This is a genomic window from Kribbella sp. NPDC043289 (assembly GCF_056436705.1).
In genome coordinates this window covers 893,086-906,771 of record NZ_JBWKCB010000001.1, presented here as the reverse complement: position 1 = coordinate 906,771, position 13,686 = coordinate 893,086, and the positions used below count along the sequence as shown (strand labels likewise).

Here is a 13,686-nt window from a genome sequence, read left to right as displayed (position 1 = left end):
CGTCCGGGTTCAAACTTATGCACAGTTGATGCACATTTGGTCGCCCGAGGCAACCGCTCCGTGTCCGTACGGCCGTTGTCGGTGCCGACCGGTAGTGTCCGGACGTGGACGTTGGGGAGCGGATTCAGGACCTTGCCGATCGGATCGTCGTACTGCGGGACGCGTACTACCGCGGTTCGCCGGCGGTGGCCGATGCGGAGTACGACGCGATCGAGGACGAGCTGCGGGCGCTGATCGAGGCCAACCCGGAGTTGACGCCGATTCCGAACCCGCTGGACCAGGTCGGTGCGCCGACGGTGCTGCACGCACCGGTGCGGCACTCGCGGCCGATGCTGTCGCTGGAGAAGGCGACGCGTCCGGAGCAGGTCGAGGCGTTCTTCGGCCGCTTCCCCGGCCAATCGGTCGTGGTGATGCCGAAGCTCGACGGTCTGTCGCTGGCGCTCGTCTACGAGAACGGTCAGCTCGCCCGCGCGATCACCCGCGGTGACGGTACGACGGGTGACGACGTGACGCCGCTCGTCCGCGCCCTCACCGACGGGGTCCCGCAGCGCCTCGACGTACCGGATCGGATCGAGGTCCGTGGTGAGGCGGTGATGTTGCGTTCCACGTTCGCGGCGTACAACGCAGCGCATCCCGACAAGCCGCTGATCAACCCGCGGAACGCGGCCGCGGGCACCCTGCGCGCCAAGGATCCGGCCACGGTCGCCGAGCGGCGCCTGCAGTTCCTGGCGTTCGATCTGCTGAGCGACCGCGACGCCACGGACGCCGACCTCGAGCGCGCGCTGAAGGAGATGGGCTTCACCGCCGCCGACATGCGGCACTGCTCCGACGCGGCCGCGGCTCAGGCGGTGATCACCTCGATCGAGCGGCAGCGCAACGAACTCGACTACGACCTGGACGGCGCCGTCCTGCGACTGGCCGATCGCGACGCCTTCGCGGCCGCCGGCACCCGGTCGAGCTCGCCGCGTGGCGCGCTGGCGTTCAAGTTCGCCGCCGAGGAGAAGACCACGGTGCTGGCCGACGTGGTCTGGGACGTCGGCAAGACCGGCAAGATCGCGCCGGTCGCCTGGCTCGAGCCCGTCTTCGTCGGCGGTACGACGGTCACGCGCGCGACGCTCGCCAACCAGGAGGTGATCCGGGCCCGGGACATCAAGATCGGTGACACGGTCCTGGTCCGCCGCGCGGGCGACGTGATCCCGTTCGTGGCCGGCGTACTGGACGCCTCGAAGCGCACGGGCGCGGAGCAGGACATCGTGCCGCCGAGTGTGTGCCCGTCCTGTCAGCAGCCGCTGACCGAGCAGGGCAACAGCCGCGAACTGTTCTGCACGAACGTCTCTTGCCCGGCGCAGACCGTCCGGCGGCTGATCCACTGGGCGTCCCGCGCGGCTGCCGACATCGACGCGATCGGCGGGGTCTGGATCGAGCGGCTCGCCGAGGCCGGGATCCTCGAGAATCCGTCGGACTTCTACCAACTGACGGCGGAGCGGCTGCTGGAGTTCGACCGGATCGGCGAGGTCTCGGCGGCCCGGATGATCGAGTCGATCGACACCAGCCGCCAGGTCGGGCTGCGCCGCGCGCTGATCGGCCTCGCCATTCCGATGGCCTCCGAAGGCACCGCGGCCCGGCTGTGCCGAGCCGGCTTCGGGTCCCTCGAAGCGGTCGCGGACGCGGGCGTCGACGGACTCGTCGCGGTCGAGGACATCGGCCCGAAGGTCGCCGCCTCACTGATCGAGCACCTCACCCGGCTACGCCCCGAACTCGAACGGCTCCGCTCGGCAGGCGTCTCGCTCGACGTCCGCGAGGAGGACCTCCCGCCGGTCGTCGCGGCGGGCGCGCCGCTGGCCGGCAAGACGGTGGTCGTCACCGGCGCGATCAGCGACCCACGCTCCGGCGAGAAGGTCGCCCGCCCGGCGTTCCAGCGGCTCTGCGAGAAGGCCGGCGCCACCATCGCGTCCTCGGTCTCGGCGAGCACCGACCTGTTGATCACCGGCGCGGATGTCGGCGCCGCCAAGATCGCCAAGGCCGAGAAGCTCGACGTCACCGTCCTCGACCAGTCCGAGATCTGGCGGCAGCTCGAGGAGGCCGATCTCCTCCAGAATTGACACCGCCTTTTGTCGGAATCCGCGAGTAGTCTCGGGTCAGACATGAATCGTGCCCGAGGGGGGAACGACCGTGACCCAGCCCGCTACTCATTCCGACCAGCCCGACTATCCGGACAACATCGACGCCGCGGTCCTGAAGATCGCCGGCGTCGTTGTGCTGGGCGCCGTGATGTCGATCCTGGACATCACGGTGGTGAACGTCGCGCTGCCGACCTTTCAGATCGAGTTCGGTTCCGCGGAGAACCCGGTCTCGTACGCGCATGTCGCCTGGACCGTCACGGCGTACACGCTCGCGCTCGCGACCGTGATCCCGCTGACCGGCTGGGCGGCCGACCGGTTCGGCACGAAGCGGCTGTACATGATGGCGATCTTCTTGTTCACCGCCGGCTCGGCGCTGTGTGCGACCGCGTCGACGATCAACATGCTGATCGCGTTCCGGGTCCTGCAGGGGCTCGGAGGCGGCATGCTGATGCCGCTCGGGATGACGATCATGACCCGGGCCGCGGGACCGCACCGGATGGGCCGGCTGATGGCCGTCCTCGGCGTCCCGATGCTGCTCGGCCCGATCCTCGGACCGATCCTCGGCGGCTGGCTGATCGAGGTGGCGAGCTGGCACTGGATCTTCCTGATCAACGTGCCGCTCGGTGCGATCGCGCTGGTCTACGCCTGGTTCGCGCTGGAAAGGGACCACGCGCGCCGGTCGGAGTCGCTGGACATCGTCGGCGTCGCACTGATGTCGCCCGGTCTCGCGTTGTTCCTCTTCGGCATCTCCTCGCTGCCTGCCGAGAACGGTGACTTCGGCGCGCCGCGCGTGTGGGTCTCCATGCTGGCCGGGGTACTGCTGATGGCGGCGTTCGTCTGGCACTCCTTCCGGCCGGAGCATCCGCTGCTGGATCTCAGGCTGTTCCGCGACCGCAACCTGACGATCTCGATCATCACCATGTTCCTGTTCGCCGCGGCGTTCTTCGGCGGGCTACTCCTGGTGCCGACCTACTTCCAGGAGATCCGCGGCGAGTCGACGCTGCACGCCGGTCTGCTGGTGGCGCCGCAGGGGCTCGGCGCGATGGTGACGATGCCGATCGCCGGCCGGCTGGTCGACAGGGTGCCGGTGGGCCGGATCGTACCCTTCGGGATCGGGCTGATCATCATCGGCATGTTCGGGCTCACCCAGCTCACCGCTACCACGCCGTACCCGCTGATCATCGCGATGCTGGTCGTGATGGGCTTCGGGATGGGCGGCACGATGATGCCGTTGTTCACCACGGCGCTGCGGACGCTCGCCGGGCCGCAGGTCGCGCGCGGGTCGACGCTGCTCAACATCAGCCAGCAGATCGCCTCCTCCTGTGGCGTCGCGACGATGTCGGTCATCCTGACCAACCAGCTCAGCAACTCGCCGGTCATTCCCGGGACCGAGAACGTCCCCGGCCTCAACGGCGGGCTGCACGAGACCCAGGCAGCGATCCTGGCCAACACGCACCCGGAGAGCCTCGCCTCACTGCACATCGACCCGGCCGCCCTCGTCCGCGGTCTGGTCGATGCGGCCGCGGCCTTCGCGCACACCTACTGGGTCGCCTGGGTGCTGGTCGTTCTCACACTGATTCCCGCCCTGATGCTGCCGCGAAAACGTGCTCAGGCCGTCCCCGTCGACACCAAGGCGCCCGGAGCCGTCGTGGAGTGACGCGGGAAATCGCTGTCCAGAACCTGACGTCATGCTGGCGCCGGTGTGCCGGACCCGACAGGGTTGGCGGCAGTCGACGAACGGGAAGAGCGCATGACGACGAACAGCACCGACAAGCACGGCGAGGCAACCGGCTTCCAGGAGCAGGCGCCGTACGAGGCATCGATCGACCTCCGCACCGACTTCGTGATGGTGTACGGGCTCAACGAGAGCACACCGGAGCGCATCGCCCGCTGGCGCGAGGCCGGTTACCGGGTACACCTGATGACCGGCATCTCGTGGGGCACGTACCAGGACTACCTGGACGGCCGGTTCGACGGAGCCCGCCACTGGGCCGACGCCCAGACCGCCGGCGACGGCTCGCCGATCCTGCACGGGAAGAGTCCCGATATCCCGTACATGGTGCCGACCTTCGCCTTCACCGAGTACCTCGTGCAGAAGCTCCGACCGATCATCGAGCTCGGCGTCGAGGGCATCCACCTCGAGGAGCCGGAGTTCTGGGCCCGCGCCGGGTACTCGGAGTCGTTCAAACGCGAGTGGCAGGCGTTCTTCGGTGAGCCGTGGCAGGCCCCGCACAGCACCGCCGAGGCGCACTTCCGGTCCGGACAGCTCAAGCAGCACCTCCTGTCGCGCAGCCTGGATCGGGTCACCTCTGTCCTGCGCGACGATGCCCTCCAACAGGGTCGCGAGGTGCGTTTCTACGTCCCGACGCACAGCCTCCTGAACTACACGCAGTGGCAGATCATCAGCCCCGAGTCGCGGCTGCGGAGCCTGCCCTCGATCGACGGGGCCATCGCGCAGGTGTGGACCGGCACCTCCCGGACCCCCAACGTGTACGCCGGGAAGGTCGCCGAGCGCACGTTCGAAACGGCGTACCTGGAGTACGGCATCGCGCAGGACCTCACCCGCGGCACCGACCGCCGGATGTGGTTCCTGCACGACCCGATCGAGGACCACCCGGACCGCACCTGGGAGGACTACCTGGCCAACTACCAGCGCACCCTGATCGCATCGCTGCTGCACCCGGGCGTCTCGCGGTACGAGGTGGCGCCGTGGCCGAACCGGATCTTCAACCGCCCGTACCTGCGCGAAGGCTCGACCGAGCGCGAGCTGATCCCGCCGGACACCGCGACCAGCTACCTGGTCGCGATGAACAGCCTCCGGGACCTCGACCAGCCCGATGTGCGCTGGGCGAACGAAGGCCCGCGGATCGGCGTCGCGCTCTCGGACACCGCGATGTTCCAGCGCTGGGCGCCCGGTGGCGAGAGCGGGCATTACGACGGCCTACAGGACGCGCTGGCGCTGGAAGGTCGCGAGCAGCTGCACTTCTCGGACTTCTATGGTCTCGCGCTGCCACCGCTGTGCGACGGGCAGAAGGTCTGTCCGGTGCAGCTCGAGAACGTCATCGACACCCCCGACGCGCTGGACGATGTCGACGTACTCGTCCTGAGCTACGAATTCCAGAAACCGTTGGCGCCCGGCATCCACTACGCGCTGGCCGGGTGGGTCAGCCGCGGGGGCAGCCTGTTGTACGTCGGTGACGGCGCCGACCCGTACCACGAGATCCGCTCCTGGTGGACGGGTCGGTACGAGACCTGCGCCGACCACCTGGCCGAGGCACTCGGCGTGGACCGCAAACGGGACGGCGTGCAGCTGGTCGGTCAGGGCCGGGTGCGGTTCGTGCCGTCCAGGCCGGCCGAGTTCAGCGAATCACCGGAACGCGCCGCCGAGCTGGTCGCGGCGATCCGCGAACTGGCCGAGGCCGGTGGTCATACCTGGGAGACCACCAACTGGCTGTCGGTGCAGCGTGGCCCGTACCTCGTCGGCGCGGTGCTGGAGGAAGCAGGCGGCACGCATGTTGTCGAAGGCAAGTACCTCGACCTCCTGGACCCGCAGCTCGGCATCGTCCGGCAGCGGGAACTCGGCCCGGGACAACTGACCTGGCTGCGCGACCTGACCTATGACGACGAACCATTGCTGGCCTCCGCCGGCCGAGTCGTCGACTGGCAGCACGACGAGACCACGATTCGCTACAGCTGCGAGGCGCCGAGCAGCGTGCATGTCACGACCGCACTGCGCGTCCCGTCCGAACCGTCCGCCGTCACCGCCGACGGCACCGAACTCACCGACGTCCGCCACGACCCCGAGACCGGCATCCTGTGGTTGCGCCATCCCGGCGTACCCGGTGGAACCGCCATCGAGATCAAGCTCTGACACCCCTGCCCCGGGCGGGTCAGCCGCCCGGGGTATTCGTCGGGGACGGGGAGGCGGAGCTGGAGTTGGAGCTGGCGAAGCTGCCGAGGACCTGGTCGGGTGGGGCGGTGAACCGCTCCACCGGCAGGCCGTGCAGGGCGCCGCGCATCGTGGTCTCCCAGATCGGGCCCGCGGTACCCGATCCGGTCGGGTCGATGATGTCCTGGCCGTCGAGCCGCTGGCCGATCAGGTTGGTGTACGGCGGTGTCGCGTCGGCGACCACCGCGGCAGCGGCGAGGTTCGGGGTGTAGCCGGAGAACCACACGGCCAGGTTCTGGTTGATCGTGCCGGTCTTGCCGGCCAGGTCCCAGCTGCCGAACTTCAGGTGCCCGCCGGTCCCACCGGGTTCCATGACCGCGCTGAGGACCCGGTTGACGCCGTCGGCCACCCACGGCTCGAGAACCTGCTTGCAGGACTGCGCGGGAGTGTCGATCGGCTGGCCGTTCAGGTCGGTGATCGAGGTGACGAGCAGCGGCTGGCAGTAGACACCGCGGGCGGCGAAGGTCGCGTACGCGTTCGACAGCATCAGCGGCGTCACGTACCCGACGCCCAGCGTCATCGACACCACCTGGTCGAGCGGCCCCATCGTCTGCGCGTTGTACATCCCGAGGTCGGCGGCGATCGTCGCGATCGGGCACAGTCCGGTCTTCCGGGACAGTTGCAGGAAGTAGGTGTTCACCGAGTAGCGGGCCGCGTCGACCATGGTGAAGTCGCCGCTCCGGGTGGAGTTCTTCGGCTGGTAGTTGAAGTCCCGGGTGTACCCGTGGCAGGTCCGGTACCGGACGCCGCTCAGGTCGATCTGGCCGGGCGAGTTGATCTTGTAGTCGATCGGGATGCGCTGCTGGATCGCGGCGGCGATCGTGAACGCCTTCATCGTCGACCCGTTCTGGAACCCGCCGTACCCACCGGCGTACGACTTCTCGACGTTGTAGTTGTACGCCGTCTCGTGCCGCCCGTTGCCGTACGGCTTGCTCTGCACCATCGCCTTCACCAGCCCGGTCCCCGGCTCCACCACCGTGACCGCGGCGATCGTGTTGTCCCTGGGCTTGCTGTGCTTGTCGATCGAGAACTGTGCGTTGGCCTGGATCCGCGGGTCCAGTGACGTCCACACCGTCAGGCCACCGGCTTTCACGGCGTGGTCGCGTTCCTGCACGGTGGCGCCGAGCGCGGGATTCTGCAGCAGCTTGGAGACGACGTACTGGCAGTAGAAGGCGTACGCCGAGTTCGCGCAGCCGTTGAGTTCGGGGCGCACCTGCGACAGGTCGATCACCGGCGTCCGCAGCGCCGAGTTCGCCTCGGCGACCGAGATGACGCCGAGCTGGAGCATCCGCTCCAGCACCGTGTCCCGGCGCTCGCGGGCCGGCCCGGGGTTGGTCACCGGGTCGTAGCCGCTCGGATTCTTCACGATGCCGGCCAGCATCGCGGACTGCGCGAGGCTGAGGTCGGCGGCGCCCACACCGTAGTAGTGCTGGGCTGCCGCCTGGACGCCGTACGTGCCGTCACCGAAGTTGGCCAGGTTCAGGTATTTGTCCAGGATCTGGTCCTTGGAGTACGTCTGCTCGAGCGCGATCGCATAGCGCAGCTCGGTCAGCTTGCGCTGGTACGTCGGCGCGATCGCGGCCTGCTGCTCGGCCTTGGTGCGGGCGTTCTCCAACAGGGTCAGCTTCACGTACTGCTGGGTGATGTCCGAGCCGCCCTGCGTGGTCCCGTCGGTGTGGTTGCGGATCAGCGCCCGGAGTGTGCCTTTCAGGTCGAGCGCGCCGTGCTGGTAGAACCGGGAGTCCTCGATCGCGACGATCGCCTGCCGCATACTCGGCGCGATGTGCGCCAGCCCGACCGGGACCCGGTTCTCGTCGTACAGGTACGCGATCAGGCTGCCGTCGGCGGCCAGGATCCGGGTCCGGACCTCCGGTGGCTGCGATCCCAGCTGCTGCGGCACCCGCTGCAGCGAGCTCACCATCTGCTGACTGCCGACCCCGACCAGTCCGGCGAGCGGGATCACCAACCCGGCCGCCAACGCACCCGCCAACGCGCTGACGCCGAAAAACCGCGTCAGCAGTCGTACCCGCTGCCCCGCCCCACGCATCTGTCCAGGCTAGGTCGCTCCTCCGCCCGAGGCACGTGGCTCTCAGCGCCCTACAAGGTTCTTGCATGCAAGGTTGTATGCTTAGGACTTGTGACCGAGATTCCTGCAGCCGAGCGCGCGTACCTGTCACTGAAGGACGGCATCCTCTCCGGCACTGTCCGCGGTGGGGATCTGCTGAGCGAGGTCGAGGTCGGCGCACCGCTCGGGATCAGCCGAACCCCGGTCCACGAGGCGTTCCTGAGACTGCAGGCCGAGGGGCTGTTGCGACTGGTGCCCCGACGGGGCGCGGTCGTGGTCCCGGTCGAGCCCGGCGAGGCAACCGACGTACTGGAGGTTCGGCGGGCCCTCGAGACCGCCGCCGTACGCCGGCTCGCGGCGACCGGCAACGGGGAACTGCACGCCACGCTCATCCGGTTGCTCGCGACGCAGCAGGAGCTCGCGGACGCGGGCGACGTGCAGGGCTTCGTGGTGGCCGACGAGCAGTTCCACAGTGCGATCGTCGCGGCCAGCGGCAACGCGCTCTCGCTGCGGTTCTACTCGACCCTCACGGATCGGCAGCGCCGGATGGCCCTGAGCTCGATCGGCGCCCGCACCGAGCACCTCGCCACCCTGGTCGCCGAGCACCGCCGACTGGCCGAGTTCATCGAGCAGGGCGATCCGAACGGCTTCGACACGTCGTTGACGGCCCACCTCACCGCAACCCACGCGGCGTTTCTGGGTGGCGCCCAGTGACTGCTGACGTCCAGGTGCGGGCCGTTCCCGCGGTCCGCGTGGCGGAGCGCGCCTGGTGGCCGGTCGGCCTCGCGATGCTGGTGATCGGGTGGGGCGGCAACCAATTCACGCCGCTGTTGATGGTCTACCGCCAGCACGGCGGGTTCTCCCAACTCGATGTCGACGTCTTCCTCGGCGCGTACGTCGTGGGCCTCGTGCCCGGCCTGCTCATCGCCTCCGGACTGTCCGACCATTTCGGCCGCCGCCCACTGATGCTCGTCGGACTCGCGTCTTCCTTCACTGGCAGCGCTTTGCTCGCACTGGGCGACGTGGCCGGCTACCCCGCACTCTTCGCCGGCCGCGCACTGTCCGGCATCGCAGTCGGCATCGCCATGGCTGTCGGCACCGCCTGGGTGACCGAACTGTCGGCGTACGCGACCCCCGGAGCGGGCGCGCGTCGATCCGCGATCCTGCTCACGACCGGCTTCGCCGCCGGTCCCGCGTCGGCAGGCCTGCTGGCCGAATGGACCTCTCCCGCTCTCGTCTGGCCGTACGTCGTGCACCTCGCGCTGTGCCTGCCCGCGCTCTGGCTCGTGCTGACCTCATCGGTCGAGACGCGACGCGAGTCCGGCAAGGACATCCGGCTGCTCGACAGGCTGCGGGTTCCTGGCGTCGCGCATCGCCGGTTCCTGCACGTCGTCCTGCCGATGGCGCCCTGGATCTTCGGCTCCGCCGGCGTCGCGTACGCGATCGTCCCGCAGGTCGTCGACGCGTCCCTGGGCAAGTGGGCGCTGTTGTTCACCTCCGGCCTGACCGTCGCCACACTCGTCACCGGAGTGCTCGTCCAGCCGATCGCCCGTCGGCTCGACGACCGTTCCACCGCCCGCGCGGTCGTGGTCTCGATGGCGTTGATGACCGTCGGTATGGCGTTGGCGGCCCTGACCGCTGTGGTGGCCCGTCCGTGGCTCGCCGTACCGGTCGCGCTGGTCCTCGGAGCGGCGTACGGGATCGCGGTCGTCTCCGGACTCCTCGAGGTGCAGCGCATGGCCCGGCCCGAGGATCTCAGCCGACTGACCGGCGTCTACTACGCCCTCGCGTACGTCGGGTTCCTGCTGCCCGCCACGCTGGCCTTCCTCGGTCATTGGTTCGGCCTCCCGGCGATGCTGACCGCCGTCGCCCTGACCTGTCTGGCCTGCACACTGACCAGCTCGTCGGGCTGGTCGCGCCACCTGGTCAGCCGAAGCTGAAGGTGTAGGCGGAGACGCCCGGCGAGTACTTCAGCGTCATGGTGTCGCGGTGGACCACCTGGGTGTCGACGAGCGGGTAGGCGTTCGGCGTACCGTTCACGGTGATCGTTCGGTCCGGCTGCCCCGGAATCGAGACCGTGACGGTGCCGTGGCCGGACAGCACGTGGTAGACCTTCGCGGCGCGGTAGTTCAGACGCCCCTGGGCGCCGGTCGCTGCTGTGACGTTCTGCGTGCCGACAGTCCAGTTGCCACCCAGACTGTACGTGTCGTCGGGCTGGTAGGCGTTCAGCCCGAACGCACTCGCGGTCTTCCGCGGCGCCATCGAGCCGGTGCCTTTGAAGTTCTTCGACCGCGAGTACCCGAGATAGGTCTCCGGCGTCAGCCCCTTGCCCGCGACCTCGGCACGCACGCTCCCGTCCACGGGGTCGGGCAGCTTGATCCCCGGGTGTGCCTGGGTGAGCAACTCGCGGATCTGGTTCTCGGTCTGCGCGTAGGACCCCTCACCGAACTTGATCGACCGTACGACGCCGTTCGCATCGATCAGGTACTTCGCCGGCCAGTACTGGTTCCGGTACGCCGTCCACGTCGCCAAATTGTTGTCCTGAGCAACCGGATAGCGGATGCCCTCGGCACGGATCGCGGCGACGACGTTGCCCGCGTCCTTCTCGAACGCGAACTCCGGCGAGTGGATCCCGATGATCTCCAGCCCGAGGTCGCGGTACGCCTTGTCCCAGGCGAGCAGGTGCGGGGTGGCGCGCTGGCAGTTGATACACGAGTACGCCCAGAAGTCGATCAACACCACTTTACCCTTGAGGTCGGTGAGATTGACGGGCTTGCCGTTGAACCACTGCTGCGTGCCCTGGATCGCAGGCGCCGTACCGCACTCGGCGAGCTCGGCGGCGCCGGGCGTGCACTTGGACAGCTCGGTCGACGCGTTCCCGATCGCCGGTGCGAGCGCACCCTGCACGGTCTTGTTCTCCGCGACCTTCTGCTCCAGCCCACTCGTGTACGACGGCAGCGCGCGCTGGATCACGTCCGTGATGTTGAACGCCAACGCCACCGCAAGCGCCAGCATCACCACTCCCCCAGCGATCCGGAAACCCCGCGCCCGATCCCGATACGCCTTCACCCGCTGCGAAATCCGCGAACCGGCCGACGCGAACACCAGCAGCGGCAGCGCGGCACCGATCGCGAACGAGACCGTCAGCACCACGGTGCGCCAGCCGATATGTCCCGTCGCACCGGCGACCGTGATCGCGGCCAGCACCGGGCCGGCGCACGGCACGTACAGCGTGCCGAGACCCAGACCGAGCACGAACGCGCCACCGTCCTGACGATTGACCTTCGGCAACCGGTAGAACGGCCGCTCGATCAGATGCCCGAGCGCCGGGAAGATCAACCCGAGACCGACCAGTCCGAGCACCACGAGGCCGACCCAGCGCAGGAAGCTGTCGGGCAGTCCGAGCGCGGACAGGATCACCGAGCCGGTCAGCGTGAACAGGCTGAAACTGATCACGATCCCGGCGATGATCTTCAGCGGCCGCCCACCACGGCGGACCGGTGCCTCGTCGACCAGGACGCCGCCGCTCGCCGATTGCGCGGGCGCAGATCTTCCCGTCGTACCGGCGAAGAAGATGATCGGCAGCATCGGCAACACACAGGGCGAGACCCCGGTGATCAGACCACCGAGCAGACCGATGAGGGCGAGAGTGACCATGGTGCGACTCCAACGATCGACGACCGAAGCAACACCATCTCTTCGGCCCCGACGTCACCTCGGATGGGCCGAAGGCCCGCGATCAGCGCGCGGCGCGAGTGAGAGCCGGGTTGATCAGACCGGGAATCGTCGTTCCGGTGGTTTCCTTGCCGGCGATGCTCGTGACCGCGGTGCCTGAGAGGAACGGGAGTGCGACCGGTGTGCCGTACGTCTGCGCGCCGCGGTTCTCGCGGACGGTGATATGCGAGATGCGGCGGCTGCCCGCGGCCAGCAAGTAGGAAGCGCGGTTCGGGGCGCGCCAGAGCGTCGCGGCGACCACGTTCTGGGAAAACCGGCTGCAGGCGCTGGTGTTCGTCGCCGCCGACACGGGCAGTGCCGCACCCGAGGGAGGCTCCAGCCGGATGCTGGCCTGGCCGCCGCCGGTCCAGGTATCCAGCCGCAAGCACGTCCAACGAGCCGTGCCACCCGTGGGGAGCGTCTGTTCGGCGAACGCCCAACTGTTGATGAGCCGCGCCGAACTGTTGCGCCAGGCATCCAAACTGCACGCGTGCAAGGCCCACGAGTTGCGCGCGTCGGTGCTCAGCACCTCGCGCGGCGGGCGTGCCGCTCCCCCGTCCGGCGCCGGCATATAGGTGAGGTGCGTGGGCACGAAGGCATCCAGGTCCGCGAGCACGAACGCGTGCTTCTCCGCCACCGCGGGCGAACTGCGCAGTTCGAGAACGAACCGGCTCCGGCAACCGGCACCGCCCGCGGGAACCGCAGCGGTGAGCCCGTTCGTCACCGCGAGCGGACGCGACACCGCATCCCGTACGGCGAGATCGCGCACGCCGGCACCGGCGATCCACGGCGCGAGCAGATACCTGCGGCCCTGCGGACCACGGCTCACGACGAGCGCCGCCGACGTCATCAGATCCGCCGAGTCGACCCGGTCCAGCCGCAGACTGCCGCGGCCGCCGGCCTCGGTGTAGCGGCCGAGCCGCTGACCGTCGTACACCACCACGACCAGGGATCCGTCGACGTTGCCGGCGTACAGCACCGAGGGCGGGGTCGTCGGCGCCACGGTCGACGTACCCGGGGCCGCGTCGATCTGCGCTTGCTTCTCCCAGAAGCGCCACATGCGGTCCTGCAAACCCTTGTCCTGCAGGAGTTCGCCGCGCGCGGGCCACGCACTGAAGTCGAGCTTGGAGGTACGGCGCCACTCGTCGTCCGAGGCCGCCGCGCTGAAGGAGGCCTGCCGCGCCGGGCCGCGCGAGTCCGCCACGCCCATGCTCGTCGCCTGCGGCTGCGTCGTGGAGTCGCCGTTCAGCCGCCAGATCAGGCCGGCCGCGACCAGACCGAGCACCACGAGCACGGCCGGGATCGCCAGCAGCGCGAACCGCGGTCGCGTCCGCCGATTCCACTCCGGCGCCAGCTTCACCGCGCACGGGTCGAAGATCTGATCGGCCGGAACCGAGATCTGCCGAGCCGCGGCGAGCACATTCTCCGGCGCGGTGATCCCGGCATCGCGCAGTACCCCGACCAGCGCATCGTCCTCGAGCCCGGACCGGTGCAGCAGCGCCCACGCCGCACGCACCTCCGGCGCGGACCGGTACAGCTCGACCTCGCTCTGCAGCGGCTGCAGCGAATCGGTCACCGGGAAGAACCGCAGTCCCCGAATCCCCATCCAGCGCGGAACAGAACGCGCGACCAGAGCTTCCCTGATCGCCACGCTGAACACCGTGTCCGGCGTACCGTCTTCGAGGCCTTGGACGATCGCGTGCGCGAGCAGCACTCGGCGGTGCCGGCCGAGTCTGACCGGGGTGGCCAGAAAGACGACGTTCACCAACGCGTCGTACGACTGGGGAACCACCGTGCCGGCTTGTCCGCGACGCATGAATCTACTTCCTGTCAGG

Annotated in this window: 8 protein-coding genes; 5 read left to right on the top strand and 3 right to left on the bottom strand. The window is 69.0% G+C overall.

Going from position 1 to position 13,686, the window contains the following annotated elements; genetic code table 11:
- The first annotated feature begins 104 nt into the window (after positions 1–104).
- The 3 genes from ligA (at position 105) to AC0662_RS04190 (ending at position 5,994) form a co-directional block, all read left to right on the top strand.
- Entirely contained in the window at positions 105–2,102 is a 1,998-nt protein-coding gene (gene ligA / locus AC0662_RS04200; RefSeq protein WP_478298413.1) for an NAD-dependent DNA ligase LigA, read from the top strand.
- Between the two features lie 70 nt (positions 2,103–2,172).
- The gene (locus AC0662_RS04195; RefSeq protein WP_452200404.1) at positions 2,173–3,780 is read left to right on the top strand and encodes a DHA2 family efflux MFS transporter permease subunit; all 1,608 of its coding nucleotides are present in this window, start codon (positions 2,173–2,175) and stop codon (positions 3,778–3,780) included.
- Between the two features lie 93 nt (positions 3,781–3,873).
- On the top strand, positions 3,874–5,994 hold the full coding sequence (locus AC0662_RS04190) for a hypothetical protein (RefSeq protein WP_478298411.1): 2,121 nt from the start codon (positions 3,874–3,876) through the stop codon (positions 5,992–5,994).
- 19 nt (positions 5,995–6,013) lie between these two features.
- Here the strand turns inward: AC0662_RS04190 and AC0662_RS04185 are convergent, their stop codons facing one another.
- Positions 6,014–8,119 carry a transglycosylase domain-containing protein gene (locus tag AC0662_RS04185; protein ID WP_478298409.1) on the bottom strand — a complete coding sequence of 702 codons (2,106 nt, stop codon included), beginning with the start codon at positions 8,117–8,119 and terminating at the stop codon, positions 6,014–6,016.
- A gap of 90 nt (positions 8,120–8,209) precedes the next feature.
- Here AC0662_RS04185 and AC0662_RS04180 point away from each other — a divergent pair, with 90 nt between their 5' ends.
- Together AC0662_RS04180 and AC0662_RS04175 are read left to right on the top strand one after the other, a co-directional pair.
- Positions 8,210–8,851 (top strand): GntR family transcriptional regulator, encoded by a 642-nt coding sequence (locus AC0662_RS04180; RefSeq protein WP_452200410.1) that lies wholly within the window; start codon positions 8,210–8,212, stop codon positions 8,849–8,851.
- Positions 8,848–10,077, top strand: a complete 1,230-nt coding sequence (locus tag AC0662_RS04175; protein WP_478298407.1) for an MFS transporter — start codon at positions 8,848–8,850, stop codon at positions 10,075–10,077. The genes AC0662_RS04180 and AC0662_RS04175 overlap by 4 nt, the downstream gene beginning before the upstream one ends.
- Here AC0662_RS04175 and AC0662_RS04170 read toward each other — a convergent pair.
- Positions 10,064–11,794, bottom strand: a complete 1,731-nt coding sequence (locus tag AC0662_RS04170; RefSeq protein WP_478298406.1) for a redoxin domain-containing protein — start codon at positions 11,792–11,794, stop codon at positions 10,064–10,066. The genes AC0662_RS04175 and AC0662_RS04170 overlap by 14 nt on opposite strands.
- 82 nt (positions 11,795–11,876) lie before the next feature.
- Positions 11,877–13,667, bottom strand: a complete 1,791-nt coding sequence (locus AC0662_RS04165) for a hypothetical protein (protein WP_478298405.1) — start codon at positions 13,665–13,667, stop codon at positions 11,877–11,879.
- Positions 13,668–13,686: the final 19 nt, after the last annotated feature.

Bases quoted from the DNA above. Each gene is read 5' to 3' on its own strand.
- AC0662_RS04185 (WP_478298409.1), bottom strand. From the start codon at position 8,119: ATGCGTGGGGCGGGGCAGCGGGTACGACTGCTGACGCGGTTTTTCGGC.
- AC0662_RS04165 (WP_478298405.1), bottom strand. From the start codon at position 13,667: ATGCGTCGCGGACAAGCCGGCACGGTGGTTCCCCAGTCGTACGACGCG.
- AC0662_RS04190 (WP_478298411.1), top strand. From the start codon at position 3,874: ATGACGACGAACAGCACCGACAAGCACGGCGAGGCAACCGGCTTCCAG.
- AC0662_RS04170 (WP_478298406.1), bottom strand. From the start codon at position 11,794: ATGGTCACTCTCGCCCTCATCGGTCTGCTCGGTGGTCTGATCACCGGG.